This is a genomic window from Pseudomonas sp. AOB-7 (assembly GCF_003696305.1).
In the GTDB taxonomy this organism is placed as follows: domain Bacteria; phylum Pseudomonadota; class Gammaproteobacteria; order Pseudomonadales; family Pseudomonadaceae; genus Aquipseudomonas.
The window spans coordinates 404,928-429,900 of sequence record NZ_RFFK01000003.1; the positions used below are offsets into that span (position 1 = coordinate 404,928).

The following is a 24,973-nucleotide window of genomic DNA, read 5'->3' on the forward strand; positions in this document are numbered from 1 at the left end:
CCTTTCGAGGAAATCGCCCGGCGTGATCGCCTACCGGGCGGGTTCCGCGCTGCGATTACTCGGCAGCGCCTTCTTCTTTCACGCGGCTGGCGTGGATGTTGGCCACGGCCAGGTCGTTACCGTGAGCCAGTGCGACCAGCTCGACGCCTTTCGGCAGCTTGAGGTCGGACAGGTGAACGGTCTGACCGACTTCTACGGCAGCCAGGTCGACTTCGAGGAATTCCGGCAGGTCTTGCGGCTGGCAGGAAACTTCGACTTCGTTGATGGTGTGGGAGACTTCGCCGCCCTGCTGCTTCACGCCAACGGAGGTAGCTTCGTTGAGGAAGTGCAGCGGTACGTGGGCGCTCAGCTTCTGGCCGGCGACGACGCGCTGGAAGTCGGCGTGCAGGACGAAGCCTTTGGCCGGGTGGCGCTGCAGGGCCTTGATCACCACGTTTTCGGTGGTGCCGGCAACGTTCAGGGCCAGTACGTGGCTGAACGCGGCTTCGTTTTCCAGCAGCTTGGCCAGTTGGTTGGTCAGCAGGCTGATGGATTGCGGGGCCTTGTCGCCACCGTAGATCACGGCAGGAACCAGGTTGGCGTTACGACGCAGGCGGCGGCTCGCACCTTTCCCCAGGTCGGAACGCACTTCGGCATTCAGGGTAAAGTCAGTCATTGCATTTCTCCAAAATAACCAAACCGCCTGCACGCTTGCGACCAGCGTTGGGCGGTAGGGCAAAAAGCCCCGCACGAGGCGGGGCAGTGTTGATCTGGCCTGTTCCGCTTAGCGGAACATGGCGCTGATCGATTCTTCGTTGCTGATGCGGCGGACCGCTTCGGCGACGACCGGGGCGATGTCGAGCTGGCGAATGCGCGAGCAGGACTGTGCCGCAGCGGACAGCGGGATGGTGTTGGTGACCACCAGCTCGTCCAGGACGGAATTCTCGATGTTCTCGATGGCGCGGCCGGACAGCACCGGGTGGGTGCAGTAGGCGTAGACCTTGGCGGCGCCGCGCTCTTTCAGCGCCTTGGCGGCGTGGCAGAGGGTGCCGGCGGTGTCGACCATGTCGTCGACCAGGATGCAGGTACGGCCTTCGACGTCGCCGATGATGTGCATCACTTCGGACTGGTTGGCCTTCTCGCGACGCTTGTCGATGATCGCCAGGTCGACACCCAGGCTCTTGGCCACGGCGCGGGCGCGGACGACGCCGCCGATGTCGGGGGAGACGATCATCAGGTTGTCGAAGCGCTGGTCTTCGATGTCGTCGACCAGGACCGGGGAGCCGTAGATGTTGTCCACCGGAATGTCGAAGAAGCCCTGGATCTGGTCGGCGTGCAGGTCGACGGTCAGCACGCGGTCGATGCCGACCACGGTGAGCATGTCGGCCACTACCTTGGCGCTGATCGCCACGCGCGCGGAACGCGGACGGCGATCCTGGCGGGCGTAACCGAAGTAGGGGATGACCGCGGTGATGCGGGTCGCCGAGGAACGGCGGAAGGCATCGGCCATCACTACCAGTTCCATCAGGTTGTCGTTGGTGGGCGCACAGGTCGGCTGAATCAGGAACACGTCCTTGCCGCGGACGTTCTCGTTGATTTCGATCATGACTTCGCCGTCGGAAAACTTGCCGACCGAAGCATCGCCGAGGGGAATGTGCAGCTGACGAACGATCCGTCGCGCCAGATCGGGGTTTGCGTTCCCCGTGAAGACCATCATCTTGGACACGCGCAGTACCTGCCGGCTGGGGTATACCTGGATGGGTATGGAAAATGGCAGGGGCGGCTGGATTCGAACCAACGCATGGCAGGATCAAAACCTGCTGCCTTACCGCTTGGCGACGCCCCTATATTCTGTGTCGAACGCTGTGTGATCCGGCTGGCGATGCCTCCCGTGGGAGGTTATGGCAGGGGCGGCTGGATTCGAACCAACGCATGGCAGGATCAAAACCTGCTGCCTTACCGCTTGGCGACGCCCCTGTATCGTATAACCGAATGCTCAGCATTCACTTCTTGGCCAATGCTTGGAGCCTGCGGTGCAGCATCGAGATGTTGCGACCTTGAGCGACAAAGCTCGGCAGAGTGCCTGGAAGTTGGCGGGCGACTTTATCAGCATCGTCCCGCTTTGGGAAGCTCCCAAATACGCAAGCTCCAGTGCCGGTCAATCTAGCTGAAACAAATTTGTTCAACAAGATCAAAGCGTTACGAACCTCTGGGTAACGCTTCTCGACCACCGGCTGGCAGTCGTTTCGACCACCCCCCGCAAGAAGGCTGCGAACTTTAATGGGCGGCGTATCCCGTGTCAACTCGGGCGCGCCGAAAACTTCTGCTGTGCTGACAAAGGCTTGCGGCACGGCGACGAGGAACCAGGGCTCGTCCAGTTCGACCGGCGTGAGGCGCTCGCCGACGCCCTCGGCGAAGGCCGCGCGGCCGCGCACGAACACCGGTACGTCGGCGCCCAGGGCCAGGCCCAGCTCGGCCAGGCGCTCCTCGCCGAGCTGGGTGTGCCACAGGTGGTCGAGACCGAGCAGGGTGGTGGCGGCGTCCGAGCTGCCGCCACCGATGCCGCCGCCCATGGGCAGGCGCTTGTCCAGCCAGATATCGGCGCCGAGCGCGGTGCCGGAGGCCTGCTGCAGGCGCCTGGCGGCGCGCACGATCAGGTTGCTGTCGTGCGGCACGCCGTCGATGGGCGTGTGCAGGCGGATTTCGCCGTCCTGGCGGACGCTGAAGCCGAGCTCGTCGCCGTGGTCGAGAAACTGGAACAGGGTCTGCAGCTCGTGATAGCCGTCGGCGCGGCGGCCGAGGATATGTAGCATCAGGTTGAGCTTGGCCGGGGCGGGCAGGGTCAGTTCGGCGTGGGCGGGGATGGGCGTGGCGGTCATAGGTGCAAGTTGGCGAATTGTGGGGGCGGGAGAGGGCGGGCTACGGCTTTTAGCTTGTAGGGTGGATGACGCTTTTCCAGCCACCGGCTGCGGTGGAAGACGCTTCGCGGTTTTCCACCCTAGGTGCGATTACGTCGTCATTCCCCGGATTTCATCCGGGCTAAGGAAACTACTGCCCCAGCAGACGCGGTTGCCAGTCCTTGATCACCAGGGTCACTTCCAGGTCCTGGCCGTACAGTTTGAGGCGCTCGGGCAGGGCGTAGCCGTTCTGCTGCGCGTAGCGCTGGTATTCCACCTGCCAGCCGTCCTGTTCCAGGCGCGCCAGGTGGCTGTCGCCGTCGAGGGTCAGGCGGCTGCGGCTGTCCGGTGCGGGCAGGCCGCGAATCCACCACAAGAGGTTGGACACCGGCAGGTCGAGGCGCAGCTGTTCGCGTAGCAGGGCTTCCGGCGAGGCGGCCTGGTAGCGTCCGCGGTTGGCCACTTCCAGCAGGATGTCGCCGGGGCGGCCGGTCAGGCGCGCGGCGCCGCCGCCGAGCGGGCCGGACAGGCGGATGTCGTAGTAGTCCTGGCGCTGCAGCCAGAACAGCGTGGCGCTGCCGGAATCGCGCGGGGCGCGGATGCCGATCTTGCCGCTGATCTGCCAGCCGTCGAGCTGGGTGATCTGCCGTTTGTGGGCTTGCCACTGGGCGGGGTCGCCCTGGCCTTCCAGCGCTTCGCGCGAGGTAAGGCCGGCGCAACCGGCGAGCAGGGCGATCAGGCTGAAAACGAGGAGGTGGCGCAGGAACATCAGAGCGTCTCGGAACCGGTCAGGCGCAGCAGGGTGCCGCGCAGGATGGAGCTGTCGGGGGTTTCGGCCAGCGCGTCGCGCCAGATGCGCCGGGCTTCGCGCTGTTTGCCCTGGGCCCAGAGCACTTCGCCGAGGTGGGCGGCGACTTCGTGGTCGGGGAATTTCTCCAGGGCCAGGCGCAGCAGGCGTTCGGCCTCGTCGAGCCTGCCCTGGCGGTAGTTGACCCAGCCCAGGCTGTCGAGGATGGCCGGGTCGTCCGGGCTGAGCTGGTGGGCCTTTTCGATCAGCTCGCGCGCTTCTTCATAGCGCGTGGTGCGGTCGGCCAGGGTGTAGCCGAGGGCGTTGAGGGCCATGGCGTGATCCGGCTCGCGTTCGAGGATGAAGCGCAGGTCGCTTTCCAACTGGCCGAGGTCGTCGCGCTTCTCCGCCAGCATGGCGCGGGTATAGAGCAGGTTCAGATCGTTGGGGAACTGCTCCAGGCCCTGCTGGATCACGGCCCAGGCCGGTTCGACCTGGCTGCGGTTGCTCAGCGCCTCGGCCTCGATCAGGTACAGCTGGATGGCGTAGTCGGGCTGCGCCTCGCGGGCCTGGGCCAGGCGGGCGCTGGCTTCCGCGCCGCGCTGCTGGGCGAACAGCAGTTCGGCCTGGCGTTGCTGGGCCGGCAGGTAGTCGTTGCTCGGGCCGACCAGGCCGTATTCCTGCAGGGCGCTGTCGGCGTCCTCCAGGGCCTCGTAGGCGCGGCCGAGGTTGTAGTGGGCGGCGTCGACATGGCTGCGCCGCTCGACCAGTTCTTCCAGGTAGACGATGGCCTCTTCCCAGGCCTCGGCCTCCAGGCACACCAGGGCCAGGGAGAAGCGCAGGTCGTCGTCGTTGGGATTTTCCTGGACCAGGGTGGAGAACTCGCCCTTGGCCTCGTCGAGGCGATCCTGTTCCACCAGCAGGCGCGCGTAGGTCAGGCGCAGGCGCTTGTCGTCCGGGTGCTGGCGAATGCCCTTCTCCAGCAGCGGCAGGGCCTCGTCGCCGCGTTTCAGGCTTTGCAGCAGGCGTGCGCGCAGCAGCAGCGGGGAGACTTCGGTCTGGCTGCTCGGCTGGCTTTCCAGCAGGGCCAGGGCTTCCTCGGCGCGGCCGTCCTGTTGCAGCAGGATGGCCTTGCCGAACAGTAGCTGGCTGTTGTCCGGGTACTTGCTCTGCAGGCGGTCGAAGCCCTGCAGCAGGCCGGCGCGGGTGTCCGGGTCGGTTTCCGCGGCGGACAGGGCGAGGAAGTCGAAATGGGTGTCGCCCTGGCGTTGCAGCACCCCTTCCATAAAGGTCATGGACTCGTCGTAGCGGCCGGCGCGCGCCAGTTGCACGGCGGCGGCGCGCTGCGCGTCGATATTGCCGGAGGCGTTCTCGGCCCAGATCAGCGCGCTGTCCAGGGCCGCCTGTTCGGCGCCGAGGTATTCGGCGATGCGGAAGGCGCGCTCGGCGACGCCGGCGTCGCCGGTGGCATTGGCCTGCTGCACGTAGTTGCCGAGGGCGATGTCGAAGCGGTTGCGCTGCCCGGCCAGCTCGGCGGTGAGCAGGGCGAACAGGGTTTCCTGGCTGAACGAGCCGTATTCGCTCGGCTCCAGCTGGGTCTTCTGGTCGGCTTCCTGCACCGGCGGGGTGCCGTCCGGCTCGCTGGGGGCGAAGGTTTGGCAACCGCCGAGCAAGGCGAGTGCGGTGAGCAACGCGAGGGGTCTGTTCATAGGGCCTTGTCGTGCGTTATTTCCGGGCGGCTGGCGCCCTGCGACGTTCGCGGCATCATGACACAAGCCATGGGGCAAGCCCACTGGCAGCGGACGCCGCGGCGAACTGTCTATTGGGACAATAGGTCGCGGTAGTTGTTCTCGCCGGGTCGAAGTAGGACAATCGCCGCCTTCCGTACTGCCCCTCAGCGACCCTGCATGGCCTTTATCGCCCTCGGTATCAACCACAAGACCGCCTCGGTAGAGGTGCGCGAGCGCGTTGCCTTCACCCCGGAGCAACTGGTCGAGGCGTTGCAGCAGCTGTGCCGGCTGACCCCCAGTCGCGAGGCGGCGATCCTCTCCACCTGCAACCGCAGCGAGCTGTACCTGGAGCAGGATCAGCTGAGCATCGACGAGGTGCTGCAGTGGCTGGCCGACTATCACCGCCTGAGCCTCGACGAGCTGCGCGCCTGCGCCTACGTGCACAGCGACAACGACGCGGTGCGCCATATGATGCGCGTGGCCTGCGGGCTGGACTCGATGGTGCTCGGCGAGCCGCAGATTCTCGGCCAGCTGAAGTCCGCCTATGCCGTGGCGCGCGAGGCCGGCACCGTCGGCCCGCTGCTCGGCCGGCTGTTCCAGGCCACCTTCAGTACCGCCAAGACCGTGCGCACCGACACCGCCATCGGCGAGAACCCGGTGTCGGTGGCCTTCGCCGCGGTCAGCCTGGCCAAGCAGATCTTCACCGACCTGCACCGCAGCCAGGCGCTGCTGATCGGCGCCGGCGAGACCATCAGCCTGGTGGCGCGCCATCTGCACGATCAGGGCATCAAGCGCATCGTCGTCGCCAACCGCACCCTGGAGCGCGCCAGCCAGCTGGCCGAGCAGTTCGGCGCGCACGCCGTGCTGCTGTCGGACATCCCCGAGGTGCTGGCGCACAGCGATATCGTCATCAGCTCCACCGCCAGCCAGCTGCCGATTCTCGGCAAGGGCGCGGTGGAAAGCGCGCTGAAAAAACGCAAGCACAAGCCGATCTTCATGGTCGATATCGCCGTGCCGCGCGATATCGAGTCGCAGGTCGGCGAGCTGGACGACGTCTACCTCTATACCGTCGACGACCTGCACGAGGTCATCGAGGAAAACCTCAAGAGCCGCCAGGGTGCGGCGCAGGCCGCCGAGGAGCTGATCGCCGCCGGCACCGAGGAGTTCATGCAGCGCCTGCGCGAGCTGGCCGCGGTGGACGTGCTCAAGGCCTACCGCCAGCAGGCCGAGCGTCTGCGCGACGAGGAGCTGGCCAAGGCCCAGCGCCTGCTGGCCAATGGCGCCAGCGCCGAAGAGGTGATGGCGCAGCTGGCCCGCGGCCTGACCAACAAGCTGCTGCACGCGCCCAGCGTGCGCATGAAGAAACTCACCGCCGAAGGGCGCCTCGATGCGCTCGGTCTGGCCCAGGAACTCTTCGCCCTCGACGAGGGCGCGCCGTCCGATAAAGGTCTGCAATGAAAGCTTCACTGTTGAACAAGCTGGACAACCTCAGCGACCGCTTCGAGGAGCTGACGGCGCTGCTCGGCGACGCCGAGGTGATCGCCAAGCAGAGCCAGTTCCGCGCCTATTCCAAGGAATACGCCGAGATCGAGCCGGTGATCGCCACCTTCCGCGAACTGCGCAAGGTGCAGGGCGACCTCGAAAGCGCCCAGGCGCTGCTCAAGGACAGCGACCCGGATCTGCGCGAGATGGCCGAAGAGGAAGTGGCCCAGGCCAAGGAAGCCCTGGTCGCCCTGGAAGACAAGCTGCAGCGCATGCTGCTGCCGAAAGACCCCAACGACGGCCGCAACGTCTACCTGGAGGTGCGCGCCGGCACCGGCGGCGACGAGGCGGCGATCTTCTCCGGCGATTTGTTCCGCATGTACTCGCGCTACGCCGAGAAGCAGGGCTGGCGGGTCGAGGTGCTGTCGTGCAACGAAGGCGAGCACGGCGGCTTCAAGGAGGTGATCGCCCGCGTCGAGGGCGACAACGTCTACGCCAAGCTCAAGTTCGAGTCCGGCGCCCACCGCGTGCAGCGCGTGCCGGAAACCGAGTCCCAGGGCCGCATCCACACCTCCGCCTGCACCGTGGCGGTGCTGCCGGAGCCGGACGAGCAGGCGGCCATCGAGATCAACCCGGCCGACCTGCGCGTCGACACCTACCGCTCATCCGGCGCCGGCGGCCAGCACGTCAACACCACCGACTCGGCGATCCGCATCACCCACATTCCCACCGGCACCGTGGTGGAATGCCAGGAAGAGCGTTCGCAACACAAGAACCGCGCCAAGGCCATGGCCTGGCTGGCGGCCAAGCTGCAGGACCAGCAGGAAGCCGCGGCGCACAAGGAAATCTCCGAGACGCGCAAGCTGCTGGTGGGCTCCGGCGACCGCTCCGAGCGCATCCGCACCTACAACTTCCCGCAGGGCCGGGTCACCGACCACCGCATCAACCTGACCCTGTATTCGCTGAACGAAGTGATCGCCGGCGGCGTCGACGCCATCATCGAGCCGCTGCTGGCCGAGTACCAGGCCGACCAGTTGGCGGCGCTGGGCGATTGAGTGCAGCCGCACGGTGCGCGCCTCGTAGGCTGCGCCGTGCGCACCGCAGCCCGGAGGCGATCCGGGAAGAGCTGACAGACCCGTAGGGTGGATGACGCTGTTTTCATCCACCATCCCGCACGGTGGGTCGATAAAGCGCGAGCTACGCGCCGATCCACCCTACGAGAGAACCATGGCCACCATCGAATCCCTGCTCAATACCGCCGATCTGCCCGACTCGCCCACGCCGCGGCTGGACGCCGAGCTGCTGCTGGCCGCCGCCCTAGGCAAGCCGCGCAGCTACCTGCGCACCTGGCCGGAGCGCGAGCCCGATGCCGCGCAGCAGGCGCTGTTCGACACCTATCTGCAGCGCCGCCGCGCCGGCGAGCCGGTGGCCTATATCCTTGGCCACCAGGGCTTCTGGAGCCTGGATCTGGAGGTGGCGAGCCATACCCTGATTCCGCGCCCGGACACCGAACTGCTGGTGGAAAGCGCCCTCGAGCTGCTGCCGGCCACGCCGCTGGCGGTGCTGGACCTGGGTACCGGCAGCGGCGCCATCGCCTTGGCCCTGGCCAGCGAGCGGCCGGCCTGGCGCGTCACCGGGGTGGACCGGGTGGCGGAGGCGGTGGCCCTGGCCGAGCGCAATCGCCAGCGCCTCAAGCTGGACAATGCCGAGTTTCTCCACAGCCACTGGTTCTCCGCCCTGGCCGGCCGGCGCTATGGCCTGATCCTCAGCAACCCGCCCTATATTCGCGCCGACGACCATCACCTCGATCAGGGCGACCTGCGTTTCGAACCGAGCAGCGCGCTGGTCTCCGGCGCCGACGGGCTGGACGATATCCGTGTCATCATCCAGGCCGCGCCGGCCCATCTACAGCCCGGCGGCTGGCTGCTGCTGGAGCACGGCTTCGATCAGGCCGAGGCGGTGCGCGCGCTGCTCAGAGCTGCCGGCTTCGCCGAGGTGGACAGCCGGCGTGACCTGGCCGGCCACCAGCGCATCAGTCTGGGACGTTTCCATCATGAGTGACCCCACCATGCTCAGCGACGACGAGCTGCTGCGCTACAGCCGGCAGATTCTCCTCAAACAGATCGACGTCGACGGCCAGTTGCGCCTCAAGCAGAGCCGCGCGCTGATCGTCGGCCTTGGCGGGCTGGGCTCGCCGGTGGCGCTGTACCTGGCCGCCGCCGGCGTCGGCGAGCTGCACCTGGCCGACTTCGACCGCGTCGACCTGACCAACCTGCAGCGGCAGATCGCCCACGACACCGCCAGCATCGGCCAGACCAAGGTGGATTCGGTCATGGCGCGGCTGGCCGCGATCAATCCGCAGGTGCGCCTGGTGCCGCATCGCCAGGCGCTGGATGCCGACTCGCTGGCTGCGGCGGTCGGTGGCGTCGACCTGGTGCTGGACTGCTCGGACAACTTCGCCACCCGCGAGGCGGTCAACGCCGCCTGCGTGGCCGCCGGCAAGCCGCTGGTGTCCGGCGCGGCGATCCGTCTGGAAGGCCAGCTCTCGGTATTCGATCCGCGCGACGCCGCCAGCCCCTGCTACCACTGCCTCTACGGCCACGGCAGCGAGGCCGAGCTGACCTGCAGCGAGGCCGGGGTGGTCGGCCCGCTGGTGGGCCTGGTCGGCAGCCTGCAGGCGCTGGAGGCGCTCAAGCTGCTGGCCGGCTTCGGCGAGCCGCTGGTCGGCCGCCTGCTGTTGATCGATGCCCTCGGCACGCGCTTTCGCGAGCTGCGGGTCAAGCGCGATCCGGCCTGCAACGTGTGCGGCGGTGGCGATGGCCGGTAACGCGCCGGTCGGCGTGTTCGACTCGGGGGTCGGCGGGCTGTCGGTGCTGCGCGAGATTCGCCAGTTGCTGCCGCACGAGTCGCTGCTCTACGTCGCCGACAGCGGCCACGTGCCCTACGGCGAGAAGAGCCCCGAGTTCATCCGCGAGCGCAGCCGCGTCATCGCCGAGTTCCTCCTCGCCCAAGGCGCCAAGGCGCTGGTGCTGGCCTGCAACACCGCCACCGTGGCGGCGGTGGCCGAGCTGCGCGAGCGTTACCCGGCGCTGCCCATCGTCGGCATGGAGCCGGCGGTCAAGCCGGCCGCGGCGGCCACCCGCAGCGGCGTGGTCGGCGTGCTGGCCACCACCGGTACGCTGAAGAGCGCCAAGTTCGCCGCCTTGCTCGACCGCTTCGCCAGCGACGTGCGGGTGATCACCCAGCCCTGCCCGGGGCTGGTGGAGTGCATCGAGGCCGGCGCGCTGGAGGCGCCGGCCACCCGCGAGCTGCTGCAGGGCTATGTCGCGCCGCTGCTGGCCGAGGGCTGCGACACGCTGATCCTCGGCTGCACCCATTACCCCTTCCTCAAGCCGCTGCTGCGTCGTCTGGTGCCGGACTCGGTGAGCCTGATCGACACCGGCGCGGCGGTGGCGCGCCAGCTGCAGCGTCTGCTCGAACAGGGCCAGCTGCTGGCCGCCGGGCCGGCGCAGGCGACCCGTTACTGGAGCAGCGGGTCGCCTGCGCAAATGCAGCGGGTATTGCCGGTGCTGCTGGGCGAGACGGCCGAAGTACGGGCATTCTGAGCGGGGTTTTGTACCTTTGTAGCCTTTCGCTCATAACGAAGGCTTCTATACTGAGGTGCAGGTCATTCGTTCTAGCTGACTTCTCGAGAAGGAATAATTCATGAAGAAGCTGTGTGTTTTGGCTGCCTGTGCAGCCTTGTCCATGGGACAGATGGGGGCGGTACAGGCGGCGGACGTGACCGCTGCCATCGGCCAGAGCGGCGATTCCACCATGGTCTATCGCCTGGGGGCGCAATGGGACTGGAGCAGCAGCTGGCTGCAGAGCGACGTCGGTCGCCTGACCGGCTACTGGGATCTGGGGTACACCTACTGGGACGGCGACGAGACGGCGAGCAACCACAGCCTGTCGTTCGCTCCGGTGTTCGTCTACGAGTTCGCCGGCCAGCATGTGCGCCCCTATATCGAGGCGGGCATCGGCGTGGCGGCCTTCTCCAGCACCGAGCTGGAAGACAACGACCTGGGCTCGTCCTTCCAGTTCGAGGACCGCATCGGCGTCGGCCTGCGCTTCTCCGGCCAGGAGGTCGGCCTGCGCGCGGTGCACTACTCCAACGCCGGCCTGAAGAACCCCAACGACGGCGCCGAAGCCTACACCCTGCATTATCGGCTGAGCTTCTGAACCACAAGACCGGGCCAGTCCCGGTCTTTTTCGTTGCGCGTCTCGCCTGGGGATTGGGGGCGCGCGGCGCACGGGTTTACCCCGTTATCGATAGGCCCCGGCGATACCGCGGCGCTGCTCCAGGCACTCGGCCGCACCCAGCTCGAATTCGCGGCAGATCAGCGGGCGCACTGCGTAGATGGTGCAGCGCATGCTGTCGCGATCCAGCGCCGCGCACCAGCCGTCGTCCAGGCGGCGCATCACCTCGCCGCCCCACTGGTCGGTATCGATATAGCGCGGCGGCACGCCGCTGTCGCCGAACAGCATCACTTCCAGCTGGCAGCAGCAGGCCGCGCAGGTGCTGCAGCTGACTTCGGGCTCGCTCGGCAATTGGCTGTGGGGGATGGTCTGGCTCATGGCGCGGCAGTGTACGCCAAGGCTCGCCGTCGTGGTGTGCGGACGGCTGAGCGGTTCGCGGCGCCGGTTGGCGCTGAGCGTAGCGAAGCCCAACAGCGAGCGCGCAGCGCTCCGCCCGTCGATCTCAAGGCCGAATCTACGCCGCTCGCCGGCTACGCAGACTCTGTTCGTACTGGGCGCGATACAGCCGGGCGAAGCCGTGCAGCACCGGCATCGCCACCGCCCAGACCGCGGCGAGGATGGCCAGGGTCGGCCAGGTGCCCAGCGGCAGGCCGACGTCGGCGATCTGCGCGCCGCCGTAGTAGGACAGCGGCGCCGCCAGCGCGCCGAGCAGGCTGCCTTTCCACCAGGGCTGCGCGGTCCAGGCCAGGCAATGGTTGAGGGTGCTGGCCAGCAGCAGCCAGAGCAGCGCCAGCCACAGCGGGATCAGTTGGCGCGGCTCGCCGAAGTCGAACAGGCCGAGGTTGAGCAGGAAACTGTCCAGCGCGCTGCCGGCGAGAAACACGCTGAGCAGCAGCTTGCCTTCGGCCGCCCAACTGCTGACCCACAGCAGGTGCACACCGATGATCACTGCCACCAGCAGCAGCCAGGGGCTGTCGCCGGCGAAGACGCAGACCAGCCAGCCGAGCTGGAAGAGAAGGGCGTTGGCGATCAGTTTAGGCATCGAAGTTTCCTAGCAGAGGGGCGGGCCGCGCGGCCGGCTTGGCCAGCAGCAGTTGCGCGGTGCCAATGGTGCGTTCGAGGAAGCCTCCCTCGCAATAGCACAGGTAGAACTCCCAGAGTCGGTAGAAGTAGTCGTCGTAGCCCAACTGCTCCAGGCGCTGGCGGGCCTGGCGCAGGTTGTCGTGCCACAGGCGCAGGGTACGCGCGTAGTGCAGGCCGAAATCTTCCATGTGATGCAGGTTGAAGTCGGTATGGCGGGTGACCACGTCGAGCATCTTCTGTACCGAGGGCAGCGCGCCGCCGGGGAAGATGTAGCGCTGGATGAAGTCCACCGACTTGCAAGCCTGCTCGTAGCGTTGATCACGGATGGTGATGGCCTGCAGCAGCATCAGCCCGTCGGGCTTGAGCAGGCGCGCGCACTGCTGGAAGTAGGTGGGCAGAAAACGGTGGCCGACCGCTTCGATCATCTCGATGGAGACCAGCTTGTCGTACTGGCCCTCGAGGTCGCGGTAATCCTCCAGCAGCAGGGTGATGCGATCCTCCAGGCCCAGCTCGCGGATGCGCCGTGCGGTATGGGCATGCTGCTCGCGCGACAAGGTGGTGGTGGTCACCCGGCAGCCGTAGCGGGTGGCGGCATGGATGGCCATGCTGCCCCAGCCGGTGCCGATCTCCAGCAGGTGGTCGGATGGCCTGAGCGCCAGCTTCTGGCAGATGCGCTCCAGCTTGTTGAGCTGCGCCTGCTCCAGGCTGTCATCCGCGCCTTTGAACATGGCCGCCGAATACATCATGGTCGGGTCGAGGAACTGCTCGAACAGTTCGTTGCCCAGGTCGTAGTGCGCGGCGATATTGCGCCGCGAGCCCTGGCGGGTGTTGCGGTTGAGCCAGTGCAGGCCCTGGATCAGCGGCCGGCCGAGTTGCGCCAGGCCGCGCTCCATGGCGTCGAGCACCTCCAGGTTGGCGACGAAGATGCGGATCACCGCGGTCAGGTCCGGGGTGCTCCAGTACCCGTGGATATAGGCCTCGCCCGAGCCGATCGAGCCGTTGCCGGCCACCAGGCCCCAGACCGCGCCGTCGAGCACGCGGATTTCGCCGCGCAGGCTGGCCTGCGGGTCGCCGAAGTGCAGGGTCTCGGCGCCCTCGTGGATGGTCAGCCGGCCATGGCGCAGGCGACCCAGCTGGCGCAGTACGGCGCGGCGCAACAGGCCGGCACCGAGGCCGCTGCCGGCACGCACGCTGTCTTTGGCGGAGGTCAGGCTAGAGCTTTTCATAGGGCAGGTCCTTCGGTTGCGGGCGGGCGACGCGGAAGTCGCCTTCCGCGGCCTGGTGAGCGAACAGGGGCGCGCGTTTGAGCAGCAGGCGCAGGGCCTGCCAGTAGATGGCCGCGAGGGTCTTGGCGGTCATCCAGGGGAAACTCAGCAGATGGCGGTGCAGGCTGGCGCGGCTCAGGGGCTGGCGCTGCAGGCTGAGGCTGGCGTCGAAGAGCTTTTCCTCGCCGTTCCAGTCGGCCATATGAATGCCCAGGCGCTCGCCCACCGGGCTGAAGCTCATGCGGTACTCAAGCTCGTGCGGCAGAAAGGGCGAGACGTGGAAGGCCTTGGCCACGCTGAACTGCTGCCGCCCAGTGCCGGCTGCCGGCAGCACGTAGTGATAGCGCTCGCGCCAGGGCGTGTTGCTCACTTCGCAGAGGATCGCCAGCAGTTGCTCGTCGGCGTCGAAGCAGTAGAAGAAGCTCGCCGGGTTGAACGCCAGGCCCCAGCTGCGCGGCTGGGTCAGCAGGCAGATGCGCCCCAGCGGGCGCCGGCCGATGGCCTGCTCGACGCGCTGGCGCACCGCCTCGGCCAGGGGCATGCCGCCGCGGGTGAATTGCGGCAGGTAATCGGACTCGCGAAAGGCGAAGGGCATCCAGCGGCTGCGCCCGGCCAGCTTTGAGAGGGCGAACAGGGCGTCCTGCTCGTCCAGATCGAGGTAGAGCAGGCCCATGCGGTAGCGGAAGGCGTGCGCGCGCGGGGCGAAGCGCCGATGCTGCACCCAGCCGCTGTACAGGGCGCTGTGCATCACAGCGCCTCGCCGAAGGCGCGGGCCACGCGCAGCGCGCTGAGCACGCCGTCCTCGTGGAAGCCGTTGGCCCAGTAGGCGCCGCAGTAGTAGCTGTGCTGGCTGCCTTGCAGCTCTTCCCAGCGCGCCTGGGCGGCGATGCCGGCCAGGCTGTACTGCGGGTGGGCGTAGCGAAAGCGCGCGAGCACCTTGGCCGGGTCGATGGCCGCGCCCTGGTTGAGGCTGACGCAGAAGGTGGTATCGCTGTCGATACCCTGCAGGATGTTCATGTTGTAGGTGACCGCTGCCGGTCGATCGGTCGGCCCGCCCAGGCGGTAGTTCCAGCTGGCCCAGGCCAGCTGGCGCCGGGGCAGCAGGCGCGTATCGGTATGCAGCACCACCTCGTTGTCGGCGTAGGGCAGGGCGCCGAGGATGGCCTGTTCGGCGGCGCTGGGCCCTGCCAGCAGGGCCAGGGCCTGGTCGCTGTGGCAGGCGAATACCACCTTGTCGAAGCGCTCGGCGCCGGCGGCGCTGTGCAGGGTGACGCCGCCGGCATCGCGCTCGACCCGCTGCACCGGGCAATTGAGCCGGATGCGCTCGGCGAAGCTGGCGCTCAGCGGCGCCAAGTAGCTGCGCGAGCCGCCGGCGATCACCTGCCACTGCGGGCGGTCGCTGATCGACAGCAGGCCGTGGTTCTTGCAGAAGCGCACGAAGAACTGCAGCGGAAAACCGAGCATGCCGGCCAGCGACATCGACCAGATCGCCGCGCCCATGGGCACTATGTAGTGGTCGATGAAGCGCTGGCCGTAGCCGTTGCGCGCGAGGTAGTCGCCGAGGGTGGTGTCGGCGGCGATGCGGCCGCAGGCCAGGTCGTCCTGGGTCTGGCGGTTGAAGCGCAGGATGTCGCGCAGCATGCCCCAGAATCCCGGCGAGACCAGGTTGCGGCGCTGGGCGAACAGGCTGTTGAGGTCGTGACCGTTGTACTCCAGGCCGCTGGCCGGATCGCTGACCGAGAAGCTCATCTCGGTGGGCTGGTAGGCCACGCCGAGCTGTTCCAGCAGGCGGATGAAGTTGGGGTAGGTCCAGTCGTTGAAGACGATGAAGCCGGTGTCGATGGCGTACGCGCGGCCGTCCACCTCGACGTCCACCGTATGGGTGTGGCCGCCGACCCAGTCGCTGGCCTCGAACACCTGAATCTCGTGCTGGCGATTGAGCAGGTAGGCGCTGGTCAGGCCGGCGATGCCGCTGCCGATGATGGCGATTTTCATGGGGCGTCCTGGGTGGTGGACTCGCTGCGCGCCAGGCGGCGGCCGATGGCCAGGCGCAGGCGTTTGGGCAGCAGGCCGAGGAGTTTCAGGGTGACGATAAAGGGCGCGGGAAAGGCGATTTCCAGCGGGTGCTTGTCCAGCCGTGCGGCGATGTGCCGGGCGGCCCTTGCCGCCGGCCAGCGCATGGGCATGGGGAAGTCGTTCTTCTGCGTCAGCGGGGTGTCGACGAAGCCGGGGCTGATCAGGGTGACGTCGATGCCTTCGCCGGCCAGGTCGATGCGCAGCGCCTCCAGCAGGTAGCGCATGGCCGCCTTGGAGGCGCCGTAGGCCTCGGCGCGCGGCAGGGCGAGGAAGGTCACCGAGCTGCCGACGCCGACCAGGTGCGGCCGCTCGCCCCGGCGCAGCAGGGGCAGGGCCGCCTCGATGCAGTGGCTGGTCGACAGCAGGTTGGCGCGTATCACCCGCTCGATGAGGGCGGACTCGTACGCCTGGGCGTCGAGGTACTCGCAGGTGCCGGCGTTGAGGATGGCGCAATCCAGCGCGCCCCAGGCCTGCTCGATGCGCTGGGCGATGGCGCGCACCTGCTCGGGCTCGCAGAGATCGCCCGGTACCACCAGCACCTGCTCGGGGAAGCGCATCGCCAGCTCCTGCAGCGGGCCGCTGCGGCGCGCGCTGAGGGCCAGGCGGTGGCCGCCGCGCAGCAGTTCCTCGGCCAGGGCGATGCCGATGCCGCTGCTGGCGCCGGTCAGCCAGATACGCTTCATGCCAGCCTCCGCTTCAGCCAGCCGATGCTCTGGCCGAGCACGGGCAGATGCTCGTAGAGCAGGGCGCCGGCGTCGAAGTAGTCGCGGTGCAGATAGACCTTGTCGCGCCACAGCAGGTGCGTGCAGCCGTCGACCCGGATCGGTGCGCCGCGGGCCAGGCGCGGGTGGCGGTAGCTCAGGGTCCAGCGCAGGTAGCCTTGGCCCTCGTCGACCCGGTCGCAGCCGTGGAACTCGAAGTGCAGCGCGTCGACATTGGCGTACAGCTCGGCGAAGTAGCGGCGCAGCGCGTCCAGGCCGCGTACCTCGTGCAGCGGGTCGCGAAACAGCACGTCGTCGCTGTACAGCTCGCCGAGCCGCTCGAGGTTGTCCTTGTTCAGCGCGGCGAAGCGTTCGCCGAAGGTGGACAGGAAATCGCTCATGCGGGCACCTCCCGGTTGCCGAGATGCTTGAACGCGGCCAGGGCGCGTTCGCGCGAGCGCGCCAGATCGACGATCGGCCGCGGGTAGCCGGCCGGGGCGAGCAGCCCGCCGAGCGCGGCCGGATCATGGATGTCGCGCTTGTTCAGCCCGGCCAGCTCCGGCACCCAGTGACGGATGAAGTGGCCGTCGGGATCGAACTTCTGCGACTGGCTGATGGGGTTGAAGATGCGGAAATAGGGGGCCGCGTCGGTGCCGGTGGAGGCGCTCCACTGCCAGCCGCCGTTGTTCGCCGCCAGGTCGCCGTCGATCAGCTGACGCATGAAGAAGCGCTCGCCCTCGCGCCAGTCGATCAGCAGGTTCTTGGTCAGGAACATGGCGACGATCATGCGCAGGCGGTTGTGCATCCAGCCGGTCTCGCGCAGCTGGCGCATGGCGGCATCGACTATGGGCAGGCCGGTGCGGCCCTGCTGCCAGGCGGCCAGCTCTTCCGGCGCGTCACGCCAGGGCAGCGCCTCGGTTTCCTGGCGGAAGGCGCGGTGCATCGAGACCCGCGGGTAGCCCACCAGGATGTGCTTGTAGAACTCGCGCCAGAGCAGTTCGTTGATCCAGGTGACGGCGCCGGGGTTGCCGCTGTCGAACTCGCCGCGGTTGGCGCGCAGCGCCGCATGCAGGCACTGGCGCGGCGACAGCACGCCGGCGGCCAGGTAGGGCGACAGCTGGCTGGTGCCGGGGGTGGCGGGAAAATCGCGCGCCTCTTGGTAGAACTCGATGCGCTCCTCGGCGAAGCGCGCCAGGCGGCTGTGCGCCTGCTCTTCGCCGGCCGGCCAGAGCGCGCGCAGCGCCTCGCTCGGAGCGGCGAAACCGGCGACCGCGGCGGGCAGCGGGTCGCTGGCCACGTCCAGCGGCGCCTGCGCCTTTGGTTGTGCGCGCAGCGCCGGCAGGGCGGAGTGTAGGCGCTGGTAACAGACCTTGCGGAACTGGCTGTAGACCTGGAAGTAGCCGCCGGACTGGGTCAGCACGCTGCCGGGCTTGAACAGCAACTGGTCCAGATGGCTGTGCCAGGCGACGTCCTGCTGCGCCAGGTAGGCTGCGGTGGTGCGGTCGCGCAGGCTCTCGTGGACGCCGTACTCCTCGTTGACCTGCACCGTGCCTATGGCGTGCTGGTGACAGACTTCGGCGACGATGGCGGGTGCCTGCTCCCAGTCGTCGCACTGGCGCACCAGCAGCGGCACATTCAGCCGCTGCAAGGCACGCTGCAGTTCGACCAGGTTGCGCAGCCAGAAGTCGACTTTGCACGGTGCGTCGTCGTGGGCCAGCCACTGCCTGGGGCTGAGCAGGTACAGCGCCAGGGTCGGGCCGGCGGCCATGGCGCTGGCCAGGGCGCTGTTGTCGTGCACGCGCAGGTCGCTGCGCAGCCAGATCAGTTGACGCATGGTGAATCCTCGAGGGGGCCGAGCAGGCCCTGGCGCTGCAGCCAGGCATGGGCGGCCAGCGGGTCGGCGGCCAGCGCCAGCTCGGCCAGCACGTCGCGGTGGATATGGGCGGCGGGGCCGGCCAGCAGCAGTGGAATCTGGCACTGCTGGTGCAGGCGCGGCAGCTGGCGGCGCAGCAGGGCGCCGTCGAGCGCCTGGTCGGCGTACAGCAGCAACGCGCGCGGGGCGATCTGCTCCAGGGCCAGGGCCAGTTCGGCGGGCGGCAGCGGCCAGTCGAACACCTCCACCGGGCAGTCGCTGTCGCTGACCAGCCAGGCGCATAGCCACAGGCCGGGCTCCATCGGCGCGTCGCCGAGGTTGACCAGCAGCAGCGGCGCACCGCCGGCCTGACGGTTGTTGTGGTAGATGCGCGTGGCGAACTTGCTGCGCAGCCAGGAGAAGAAGAACACCTGTTCCAGGCGCGCGCCGAACTGACCCTGCCAGCGCTGCTGCAGTTCGCCGAGCAGCGGCCAGAGCAGGCGTTCGACCAGGGTGCGCAGCGGGTAGAGCGCCAGGGCGGCGTTGAAGCTTTCGTCCAGGCGCCGTTCGGCGAGCTGGGCGATATGCCCGAGCAGCTCGCCGCGCAATTGTCGCCAGCCGCCGTCGGCCGGCGGCTGCAGCGGTTGGCGGCTGTCCAGCAGTTCCTTGACCTGGCTCACCGCGACGCCGCGTCCGAGCCAGCCGAGGATGGCCTGGATGCGCGCCACGTGTTGCGGCGAGTAGAGGCGGTGACCCTTGGCCGTACGGTGCGGCACGATCAGCCCGTAGCGGCGCTCCCAGGCGCGCAGGGTGACGGCGTTGACCCCGGTGCTGCGCGCCACGTCGCGAATCGGCAGGTAGCCCTGGGCGAGGGCGCTGCGCAGCTGATCGGCGGCCTCGCTGCGCTGCAGCTGGTCGTTCGGCTCAGAGGGCATTGCGCAGACTCAGACGTTCCGGATGCGGCTGCAGGTAGACCTGCTCGGCGATGTAGCGATCCGGGTGGCGGCGAAAATGATGTTTGAGCAGGGTCAGCGGCACCACCAGCGGCACCACGCCGTCGCGGTACTGGCCGATCAGCTGTTGCATCTCCTGTTTCTCGTCGGGGCTTAGGGCGCGCTTGAGGTAGCCGGCCAGGTGCTGCAGCACGTTGCTGTGGGTGCCGCGCGTGGCGCAGCGCTTCAGCGCCGCCATTAGCTGGCTGAAATAGTGCGGCGCCAGGCTGGCCAGGTCGTGCCGGGCGAGGTCGCCGAGCAGGCGGCCGAGGGCCTTGTACTGCAGCGGGTCGGTGGCCAGCAGCAGGTACTTGTAGCGCGAGTGGAAGGCGATCAGCGCGCGGCGCGTCAGGCCCTCCTGCAGCAGGCGTTGCCACTCGGCATAGGCGAACACGCGGGTGAGGAAGTTCTCGCGCAGCACCGGGTCGTTGAGGCGGCCGTCTTCCTCCACCGGCAGGTCGGGATGACGGGCGCAGAAGGCCGCGGCGAAGATGCCACGGCCCGGCTCGCTGGGGCGGCCGCCGTCCTGGTAGACCTTGACCCGCTCCAGGCCGCAGGACGGCGACTGCTGCATGAAGATGAAGCCGCAGATGCCCTGCAGCTCGCCGGCCATGCGTTCGGCATAGGCGGCCAGGGCGTCGGTGACGTCGTGCGAGCGTTCCACCGTGCCGACTGCGCGCGGCGCCTGCGGGTCGCCCACCAGGCGAATCGGCTGGCGCGGCACCGGCATGCCGATGCCGACTTCCGGGCACACCGGGACGAACTCGAAATGCTCGGCGAGGCTGCGGCTGCACAGGCGCGACAGCTTGTGACCGCCGTTGTAGCGCACCTCGGCGCCCAGCAGGCAGGCGCTGATGCCCAGTTTGGCTTTGCTCGGTTGCATGGCTCGACCTCCGACTGTCTTGTACATGGGCTTAGCCATGTACAACTTTTGTCCATCATAGGTCTGCTGTTGTACAAGTCAAATGCTTTGTACAGCTTGTGTATGGCTTTTTGTGTGTGACGACAAGCGCCGCGCGAGCGCGGCGTCAGGGCGGGGAGGGGAAGAGAGGGGCTTCAGCGCCAGCCTTGCAGCCAGCGCTGGGTGTCCTGCAGCTGGCGCCAGTCGAGCCGCTGGCTGCGCCGGGTCAGCACGGCCTGCAGCTCCACGGCGAGAATGGTGTCGGCCTCGTCGCGGATCAGTTCGGTGACCAGGAAGTGGCGTTCGCGGTTCTGCGGCTGCGCCGCGGTCCATTTCGACAGCAGCAGCTTGCGCGGATTGAGCCGCCGCGCGGGCGTCATGCCAGGTGTTCGAGCAGGCGGCGGGCGGCGTCCTGGCCGCTGAGCCAGGCACCCTCGACGCGGCCGGACAGGCACCAGTCGCCGCAGGCGTACAGGCCCAGGTCGGCGTCGGCCAGCGCGCCCCACTGGTGGGCCTGCGCCGGACGGGCGTAGAGCCAACGGTGGGCCAGGGTGAAGCTGGGCGGCGGCACGGCGCAGCCGATCAGCTCGGCGAAGGCACCGTGCAGCTGCTCGATCACGGTGTCCTTGGGCAGGTCCAGGTGCTGCTTGCTCCACGCGCTGCTGGCGTGCAGCACCCAGGTGTCCAGGCGGTTGTCGCGGCCGGGCTTGCTGCGGTTGCGCGCCAGCCAGTCGAGCGGGCTGTCCTGTACGAAGCAGCCCTCGACCTTGGTCTCCAGCGGCGTGTCGAAGCCCAGCGCCACCGCCCAGGTCGGCTCCATGATCACGCTGGCGGCGGCGCCGGCCAGCTTGGGCGCGGCCGCCAGCAGGGCGCTGGCCTGCGGCGCCGGGGTGGCGATGACGACGTGGCTGAACGGGCCGTGGCTGCAGCCTTCGGCATCCTGCAGGCTCCAGTGGCTGCCGCCGCGGAACACCTCGGTGATGCGGCAGGCGAAGTGCACCGGCAGGGCGCCGAGCAGGGCGCGGGTGATGGCGCTCATGCGCGGCGTGCCGACCCAGCGCACCTGTTCGTCCGGCGAGGCGCTGAGCTGACCGTCCTTGGCGTGGTACATGCCCGGCGTCCATTCGGCGACCCAGCCGCGGGTCAGCCACTGCTGCACCACCTCGACGAAGCGGCGGTCGCGCGCGGTGAAGTACTGGGTGCCCAGGTCGAGGCTGCCGACATCGCTGCGCTTGCTGGCCATGCGCCCCCCGCTGCCGCGACTCTTGTCGAACAGCTGGACCTCCTGGCCGGCGGCGTGCAGGGCCTGGGCGGCGGACAATCCCGCGATGCCGGTGCCGATGATGGCGATGGGTGCGTTCATGGTGACCTCGTCAGCTCTGAATGCTTTACAGGCTACGCTTTGGACAAAAGCTATACAAGAATGCTTTCATGTACAGCTGTTGCCTCGGGTGTCGCTCCTTATTCTAGGTTTAGGACAAACGCGGCCATCAATAAAGGCACGTGTGCGCGTCATAAACCAGACTAGGGGTGAAAGCTCATCAATTTCCATGCGAGGACGATGCCATGCATATCCTGCTGACCGGCGGTACTGGCCTGATCGGCCGCGGGCTCTGCGCCTACTGGGCCGAGCAGGGCCACCGCCTGACCGTCTGGAGCCGCGAGCCGGACAAGGTGAAGCGCCTGTGCGGCGCGACCGTGCGCGGCATCGGCCGGCTCGAGGAGCTGGCCGAGGAGCCGCTCGATGCCGTGGTCAACCTGGCCGGCGCGCCCATCGCCGACCGGCCCTGGAGCAGCAAGCGCAAGGCGCTGCTGTGGGCCAGCCGCATCGGCTTGACCGAACAGCTGCTGGCCTGGCTGCAGGGCCGCAGCCAGCGCCCGGCGCTGTTGCTGTCCAGCTCGGCGGTGGGCTGGTACGGCGACGGCGGCGAGCGCGAGTTGCACGAGGACACGCCGCAGGTCACCGACGATTTCGCCGCGCAGCTGTGCGGCGCCTGGGAGGAGACTGCCCTGCGCGCCGAGGAACTGGGCCTGCGCGTGGTGCTGGTGCGCACCGGCCTGGTGCTCAGCGCCGATGGCGGCATGCTCAAACGTCTGCTGCTGCCGTTCAGGCTGGGCCTGGGCGGACGCCTCGGCGACGGCCGGCAGTGGATGCCCTGGGTGCATATCGCCGATCAAATCGCCCTGATGGACTTTCTCTTGCAGCGAGACGCTGCCCGGGGTCCCTATAATGCGTGCGCGCCGCAGCCGGTGCGCAACGCCGAGTTCGCCAGGGCGCTGGGCCAGGCCCTGCATCGCCCGGCGATCCTGCCGGCGCCGGCCTTCGCCCTGCGCGCCGGCCTCGGCGAGCTGTCCGAGCTGCTGCTCGGCGGCCAGCGCGCGGTGCCGACGCGCCTGCTGGAGGCGGGTTTCAGTTTTCGCTTCACCCATCTGGACGTGGCCCTGGCCGATCTGCTGGGCCATCACTGACTAGGATTTCGCATGACCGATCACGCATTGTTGCTGGTTAACCTGGGTTCGCCCGCGTCCACCGAAGTAGCCGATGTCCGCCGTTACCTCAATCAGTTCCTGATGGACCCCTATGTCATCGACCTGCCCTGGCCGCTGCGCCGCCTGCTGGTGTCGCTGATCCTGATCAAGCGCCCGGCGGCCTCGGCGCATGCCTATGCCTCGATCTGGTGGGACGAGGGCTCGCCGCTGATCGTGCTCAGCCGCCGCCTGCAGCAGGCGATGCAGGCGCACTGGACGCGCGGCCCGGTGGAACTGGCGATGCGCTATGGCGAGCCGTCCATCGAAACCACCCTGCAGCGCCTGGCCGACCAGGGCGTCCGCGAGGTGACCCTGGCGCCGCTCTACCCGCAGTTCGCCGACAGCACCACCACCACGGTGATCGAAGAGACCAAGCGGGTACTGCGCGAACGCGGGCTGAAGCTGCGCCTGTCGATCCTGCCGCCGTTCTTCGAGCAAGCCGAATACCTCGACGCCCTGGCGGCCAGCGCCAAGCCCTACCTGGAGCAGCCGTTCGATCACCTGCTGCTGAGCTTCCACGGCCTGCCCGAGCGCCACCTGCACAAGCTCGATCCCAGCGGCCATTGCCTGAAGGGCGCCGACTGCTGCCGCACGGCTTCGGCCGAGGTGCTCGCCGGCTGCTATCGCGCGCAGTGCCTGCGCAGCGCCGAGCTGTTCGCCGCGCGCCTGGGCCTGCAGCCGCAGCAGTGGTCGGTGAGCTTCCAGTCGCGCCTGGGCCGGGCCAAGTGGATCGAGCCCTACACCGAGACGCGCCTCGACGAGCTGGCCGCGCAGGGGGTGAAGAAGCTGCTGGTGATGTGCCCGGCCTTCGTCGCCGACTGCATCGAGACCCTGGAGGAAATCGGCGACCGCGGCCGCGAGCAGTTCGTTGCAGCCGGCGGCGAGAGCCTGCAGCTGGTGCCTTGCCTCAACGACCACCCGGACTGGGCGGCGGCGCTGAAGACCCTGTGCGAGCGTGCGCCGCTGGCCATCTGAAGCGGCCGCCGCGCCATTCGCCCTGGCGGGTATGAAGCATTCGCCCGCCTGATAACACCTTCGAGCGATACTCAGCGCCGTTTATATCGCCCTAAGCTGACGCACTTTCAACCGCCGCGCGCCGCGTTCAGCGGTGCCGAGGAGAGCGTCCGTGCATAACAACAATAACGGCTATCCCTCCAGTGCCCGTGCCTGGGTCACTGTCGCCATCCTGATGGTGGCCTACGTGCTGTCCTTCGTCGACCGGCAGATTCTCAACCTGCTGGTCGAACCGATCCGCCGCGACCTGCTGATCAACGACACGCAGATGAGCCTGCTGATGGGCCTGTCCTTCGCCCTGTTCTACACCATCTGCGGCATTCCCCTCGGGCGCGTCGCCGACACCCGCAGCCGGCGCGGGCTGATCGCCGTCGGCGTGCTGTTCTGGAGCGCCGCCACCGCCGCCTGCGGCATGGCCAAGCTGTACTGGCAGTTCCTGCTGTGCCGCATCGGCGTCGGCGTGGGCGAGGCGGCGTTGTCGCCGGCGGCCTATTCGCTGATCGCCGACAGCTTTCCCGCCGAGCGCCGCGCCACCGCCATCAGCGTCTACTCCATGGGCGTCTACCTCGGTTCGGGGCTGGCCTTCCTGGTCGGCGGGCTGGTCATCCAGTTCGCCTCGGCGCAGGGCAACGTGTTGCTGCCGGTGCTGGGCGAAGTGCGCCCCTGGCAGTTGATCTTCCTGATCCTCGGCGGCGCCGGGGTGCTGTTCACCCTGCTCATGCTGGCGGTCAAGGAGCCGGCCCGGCGTGGCGCCGGCGCCGGCGTGGCGGTGCCGCTGGCGGATGTCGGCCGCTATATCCGTGCCAACCGTCGCACCGTGCTGCTGCACAACTTCGGCTTCGCCGGCCTGGCCTTCGCCGGCTACGGCAGCGCGGCCTGGGTGCCGACCTTCTATATCCGCACCTACGGCTGGGACGCCGGTCAGGTCGGCATCGTCTACGGCTGCATAGTGGCGGTGTTCGGCTGCCTGGGCATCGTCTTCGGCGGGCGCCTGGCCGACTGGATGGCCAAGCGCGGGCGCAGCGACGCCAACATGCGCGTCGGCCTGTACGCCGCGCTCGGCGCGCTGCCGCTGGTGCTGCTGTTCCCGCTGATGGACACCGCCTTCTGGGCCAGCGTGCTGCTGGCGCCGACGGTGTTCTGCCTGAGCATGCCGTTCGGCGTGGCGCCGGCGGCGATCCAGGAGATCATGCCCAACTCGATGCGCGGCCAGGCCTCGGCCATCTACCTGTTCGTCATCACCCTGATCGGCCTGGGAATAGGCCCGACCGCGGTAGCGCTGGTGACCGACTTCGTCTTCGCCGACGACAACGCGCTGCGCTACTCGCTGCTGATCGTCACCACCCTGGCGGTGCTGATGTCCATCGTGCTGCTGGGCAAGAGCCTCAAGCCCTACCGCGAGAGCGTGGTGCGCCTGGAACAATGGGCGGCCAGCCCGGCCTGAGC

General features: G+C 68.3%; 26 protein-coding genes and 2 tRNA genes. 9 read left to right on the top strand and 19 right to left on the bottom strand.

Features of this window, described 5'->3' with window-relative positions:
- Window positions 1-55: 55 nt before the first annotated feature.
- The 7 genes from EA796_RS08470 to EA796_RS08500 form a co-directional block, all read right to left on the bottom strand.
- Window positions 56-655 carry a 50S ribosomal protein L25/general stress protein Ctc gene (locus EA796_RS08470; RefSeq protein WP_021446125.1) on the bottom strand — a complete coding sequence of 200 codons (600 nt, stop codon included), beginning with the start codon at window positions 653-655 and terminating at the stop codon, window positions 56-58.
- 108 nt (window positions 656-763) lie between these two features.
- Window positions 764-1,705, bottom strand: a complete 942-nt coding sequence (locus tag EA796_RS08475) for a ribose-phosphate pyrophosphokinase (RefSeq protein WP_003244667.1) — start codon at window positions 1,703-1,705, stop codon at window positions 764-766.
- 45 nt (window positions 1,706-1,750) lie between these two features.
- Window positions 1,751-1,825 (bottom strand) — tRNA-Gln (locus EA796_RS08480).
- A 56-nt stretch (window positions 1,826-1,881) separates the two neighbouring features.
- Window positions 1,882-1,956 (bottom strand) — tRNA-Gln (locus EA796_RS08485).
- Between the two features lie 26 nt (window positions 1,957-1,982).
- Entirely contained in the window at window positions 1,983-2,858 is an 876-nt protein-coding gene (gene ispE, locus EA796_RS08490; RefSeq protein ID WP_122108290.1) for a 4-(cytidine 5'-diphospho)-2-C-methyl-D-erythritol kinase, read from the bottom strand.
- Window positions 2,859-3,027: 169 nt separating this feature from the next.
- Window positions 3,028-3,645 (bottom strand): lipoprotein insertase outer membrane protein LolB, encoded by a 618-nt coding sequence (gene lolB / locus EA796_RS08495; RefSeq protein ID WP_021446123.1) that lies wholly within the window; start codon window positions 3,643-3,645, stop codon window positions 3,028-3,030.
- Entirely contained in the window at window positions 3,645-5,372 is a 1,728-nt protein-coding gene (locus EA796_RS08500; protein ID WP_122108291.1) for a tetratricopeptide repeat protein, read from the bottom strand. The genes lolB and EA796_RS08500 overlap by 1 nt, the downstream gene beginning before the upstream one ends.
- Before the next feature lie 198 nt (window positions 5,373-5,570).
- Here EA796_RS08500 and hemA point away from each other — a divergent pair, with 198 nt between their 5' ends.
- The 6 genes from hemA to EA796_RS08530 all read left to right on the top strand — a co-directional run bounded on the left by hemA (window position 5,571) and on the right by EA796_RS08530 (window position 11,096).
- A complete protein-coding gene (hemA, locus tag EA796_RS08505; protein WP_122108292.1) occupies window positions 5,571-6,851 on the top strand; it encodes a glutamyl-tRNA reductase in 1,281 nt (426 codons plus the stop codon).
- Window positions 6,848-7,930 (top strand): peptide chain release factor 1, encoded by a 1,083-nt coding sequence (gene prfA / locus EA796_RS08510; protein WP_031304060.1) that lies wholly within the window; start codon window positions 6,848-6,850, stop codon window positions 7,928-7,930. Before hemA ends, prfA begins: the two co-directional genes overlap by 4 nt.
- A 172-nt stretch (window positions 7,931-8,102) precedes the next feature.
- Complete coding sequence (prmC, locus tag EA796_RS08515) at window positions 8,103-8,936, top strand: peptide chain release factor N(5)-glutamine methyltransferase (RefSeq protein WP_122108293.1); 834 nt, start codon at window positions 8,103-8,105, stop codon at window positions 8,934-8,936.
- A 7-nt stretch (window positions 8,937-8,943) separates the two neighbouring features.
- Complete coding sequence (locus EA796_RS08520; protein WP_122108294.1) at window positions 8,944-9,702, top strand: molybdopterin-synthase adenylyltransferase MoeB; 759 nt, start codon at window positions 8,944-8,946, stop codon at window positions 9,700-9,702.
- Complete coding sequence (murI, locus tag EA796_RS08525) at window positions 9,692-10,480, top strand: glutamate racemase (protein WP_122108353.1); 789 nt, start codon at window positions 9,692-9,694, stop codon at window positions 10,478-10,480. Before EA796_RS08520 ends, murI begins: the two co-directional genes overlap by 11 nt.
- A gap of 100 nt (window positions 10,481-10,580) precedes the next feature.
- Window positions 10,581-11,096, top strand: a complete 516-nt coding sequence (locus EA796_RS08530; RefSeq protein ID WP_031302943.1) for an acyloxyacyl hydrolase — start codon at window positions 10,581-10,583, stop codon at window positions 11,094-11,096.
- Window positions 11,097-11,180: 84 nt separating this feature from the next.
- On the opposite strand, the gene EA796_RS08535 is transcribed toward EA796_RS08530, so the two are convergent.
- The 12 genes from EA796_RS08535 to EA796_RS08590 form a co-directional block, all read right to left on the bottom strand.
- Window positions 11,181-11,492, bottom strand: coding sequence for a YkgJ family cysteine cluster protein (locus EA796_RS08535; RefSeq protein WP_021443347.1), 312 nt, complete (start codon window positions 11,490-11,492; stop codon window positions 11,181-11,183).
- A 136-nt stretch (window positions 11,493-11,628) separates the two neighbouring features.
- Window positions 11,629-12,156 (bottom strand): DUF2878 domain-containing protein, encoded by a 528-nt coding sequence (locus tag EA796_RS08540; protein ID WP_122108295.1) that lies wholly within the window; start codon window positions 12,154-12,156, stop codon window positions 11,629-11,631.
- The gene (locus EA796_RS08545; RefSeq protein WP_122108296.1) at window positions 12,149-13,423 is read right to left on the bottom strand and encodes a cyclopropane-fatty-acyl-phospholipid synthase family protein; all 1,275 of its coding nucleotides are present in this window, start codon (window positions 13,421-13,423) and stop codon (window positions 12,149-12,151) included. The genes EA796_RS08540 and EA796_RS08545 overlap by 8 nt, the downstream gene beginning before the upstream one ends.
- A complete protein-coding gene (locus EA796_RS08550) occupies window positions 13,410-14,210 on the bottom strand; it encodes a DUF1365 domain-containing protein (protein ID WP_122108297.1) in 801 nt (266 codons plus the stop codon). The genes EA796_RS08545 and EA796_RS08550 overlap by 14 nt, the downstream gene beginning before the upstream one ends.
- Window positions 14,210-15,457, bottom strand: coding sequence for an NAD(P)/FAD-dependent oxidoreductase (locus tag EA796_RS08555; protein WP_122108298.1), 1,248 nt, complete (start codon window positions 15,455-15,457; stop codon window positions 14,210-14,212). The genes EA796_RS08550 and EA796_RS08555 overlap by 1 nt, the downstream gene beginning before the upstream one ends.
- The gene (locus EA796_RS08560) at window positions 15,454-16,221 is read right to left on the bottom strand and encodes an SDR family oxidoreductase (RefSeq protein ID WP_122108299.1); all 768 of its coding nucleotides are present in this window, start codon (window positions 16,219-16,221) and stop codon (window positions 15,454-15,456) included. The genes EA796_RS08555 and EA796_RS08560 overlap by 4 nt, the downstream gene beginning before the upstream one ends.
- Window positions 16,218-16,640, bottom strand: a complete 423-nt coding sequence (locus EA796_RS08565) for a nuclear transport factor 2 family protein (protein ID WP_122108300.1) — start codon at window positions 16,638-16,640, stop codon at window positions 16,218-16,220. The genes EA796_RS08560 and EA796_RS08565 overlap by 4 nt, the downstream gene beginning before the upstream one ends.
- Window positions 16,637-18,073, bottom strand: coding sequence for a deoxyribodipyrimidine photo-lyase (phrB, locus tag EA796_RS08570; RefSeq protein ID WP_122108301.1), 1,437 nt, complete (start codon window positions 18,071-18,073; stop codon window positions 16,637-16,639). Before phrB ends, EA796_RS08565 begins: the two co-directional genes overlap by 4 nt.
- Entirely contained in the window at window positions 18,061-19,026 is a 966-nt protein-coding gene (locus tag EA796_RS08575; RefSeq protein WP_122108302.1) for a MerR family transcriptional regulator, read from the bottom strand. The genes phrB and EA796_RS08575 overlap by 13 nt, the downstream gene beginning before the upstream one ends.
- Window positions 19,016-19,966 (bottom strand): DUF523 and DUF1722 domain-containing protein, encoded by a 951-nt coding sequence (locus EA796_RS08580; protein ID WP_122108303.1) that lies wholly within the window; start codon window positions 19,964-19,966, stop codon window positions 19,016-19,018. The genes EA796_RS08575 and EA796_RS08580 overlap by 11 nt, the downstream gene beginning before the upstream one ends.
- Before the next feature lie 173 nt (window positions 19,967-20,139).
- Window positions 20,140-20,364, bottom strand: a complete 225-nt coding sequence (locus EA796_RS08585) for a TIGR02450 family Trp-rich protein (RefSeq protein WP_021444930.1) — start codon at window positions 20,362-20,364, stop codon at window positions 20,140-20,142.
- Entirely contained in the window at window positions 20,361-21,347 is a 987-nt protein-coding gene (locus tag EA796_RS08590) for an NAD(P)/FAD-dependent oxidoreductase (RefSeq protein WP_122108304.1), read from the bottom strand. The genes EA796_RS08585 and EA796_RS08590 overlap by 4 nt, the downstream gene beginning before the upstream one ends.
- Before the next feature lie 203 nt (window positions 21,348-21,550).
- On the opposite strand from EA796_RS08590, the gene EA796_RS08595 reads away from it, so the two are divergent.
- From EA796_RS08595 to EA796_RS08605, 3 genes are all read left to right on the top strand, one after another.
- Window positions 21,551-22,453: a TIGR01777 family oxidoreductase gene (locus EA796_RS08595; protein ID WP_122108305.1), complete on the top strand. Its 903-nt coding sequence runs from the start codon at window positions 21,551-21,553 to the stop codon at window positions 22,451-22,453.
- A gap of 12 nt (window positions 22,454-22,465) precedes the next feature.
- On the top strand, window positions 22,466-23,488 hold the full coding sequence (gene hemH, locus EA796_RS08600; protein WP_122108306.1) for a ferrochelatase: 1,023 nt from the start codon (window positions 22,466-22,468) through the stop codon (window positions 23,486-23,488).
- Between the two features lie 151 nt (window positions 23,489-23,639).
- The gene (locus tag EA796_RS08605; RefSeq protein WP_021443494.1) at window positions 23,640-24,971 is read left to right on the top strand and encodes an MFS transporter; all 1,332 of its coding nucleotides are present in this window, start codon (window positions 23,640-23,642) and stop codon (window positions 24,969-24,971) included.
- Window positions 24,972-24,973 lie beyond the last annotated feature (2 nt).